Below are 1348 nucleotides of genomic sequence, written 5' to 3' on the forward strand. Positions count from 1 at the left end.
CGCCGGAGTGGACCGGGCCGGCGTGGACCGGGCCGGCCCCGCGTCACGACCCGGGGGTCGTCGCGTGGCTGCCGTAGGGGCGGGTGATGATCTCCATGCCGTGGCCGGCGGGATCCAGGAAGTACAGCCCCCGCCCGCCGTGGTGGTGGTTGATCTCGCCCGGCTGCTTCATGCGCGGGTCGGCGTAGTACGTGATCCCGGCCCGCCCGATCCGGTCGAACGCCGCGTCGAACTCGTCGTCGGAGACGAGGAAGGCGTAGTGCTGCATGGTGATCGACTCTTCGGGGACGCTCGCGAAGTCCAGCGTGACGCCGTTGCTCGTGGCGACGGGGATGAACGGGCCCCACTCGGGACCGACTTCGAGGCCCAGGATCCCCGCCAGGAACTCGGCGGATTCCCGGTTGTCCCGGGCATGGACGATGGTGTGGTTCAACTCGACTGGCATGTGCGGAATGCCTCCGTAAGGCACCTCGCGGACACCTCCATGCCTCACCCGGCCGGTGACCGACACGCGATGCCGCGTCCACGACCCTATGCCACCCGGCGCTGATCGTCGAGCGCCCCGCGCGGCCCCGGCGGGCACGCGAACGGCCCCGGCGGGCCGGGGGCCACGCCGGGGCCGAGGAGCGGTGCCGGTGTCAGCAGCCAAAGTTGATCAGCCGGAAGGTCGCGTAGTGGTCGCTGGTGTAGTAGTCCTCCTGGGCCCGCTTGCCGGTGACGATCCGCCGGGCGCCGCGCGTCGGCGCGCCCGGGGTCACCACGGTGTACTCGTGGTAGTAGCCGTACGACTGGCGCGGCAGCACGCCGCCGTTGTTCTGGAACACGATCCCGTCCTGCCGGTACGGGAACGGCCCGTTGGAGGCGATGAGGTTGAGCGTCGTTCTGGCCTGCGGGGGCAGGGCGGAGACGCACACGGTGCCGCTCACGGCGGCGTTCGCCCCGGTGGCGGCGACGACGGGGGCGAAGGCGATCAGGGCGACGGTGGCGGCGGAGGCAGCAGTCTTCCACGCGCGTAGAGTGCTGGTCATGTCAACGAGTGTGGCGAGCCCCCGGCCGCCACGGAAGCCCCGTGACAAGTCTTCACTTCCGAGTAACTCAAGCTACCCACGGGCGACTTGAGCACGTCAGCGACGGGCCGGCCGGAAATCCGATCGTCGCCGCTCCAGCGGGTCGTCGACCTCCCGGTGCCTCTGGCGGCGCCGCAGGCTCTCGGCGGTCGCTGGCCGCCGGCGCAGTGCAGCCGCGCCCGGGGCCCCCCCCCCCCCCGCCGCGGGGGGGGCCGCGCCGGCGGGCCCCCCCCGCGCGCCCCCCCCCCCCCCCCCCGCGCGCTGTATTAGAGGGCCACACC

The 1348-nt window shown here is 72.9% G+C and carries 2 protein-coding genes; both read right to left on the bottom strand.

Annotation, left to right across the window (positions count from 1 at the left end; genetic code table 11):
- Positions 1–43: 43 nt before the first annotated feature.
- On the bottom strand, positions 44–445 hold the full coding sequence (locus tag ACFV4G_RS38540; RefSeq protein WP_380447390.1) for a VOC family protein: 402 nt from the start codon (positions 443–445) through the stop codon (positions 44–46).
- A gap of 193 nt (positions 446–638) precedes the next feature.
- A complete protein-coding gene (locus ACFV4G_RS38545; protein WP_380447392.1) occupies positions 639–1028 on the bottom strand; it encodes a ribonuclease domain-containing protein in 390 nt (129 codons plus the stop codon).
- Positions 1029–1348 lie beyond the last annotated feature (320 nt).

It is taken from the genome of Kitasatospora sp. NPDC059747 (assembly GCF_042732955.1).
GTDB lineage: Bacteria > Actinomycetota > Actinomycetes > Streptomycetales > Streptomycetaceae > Kitasatospora.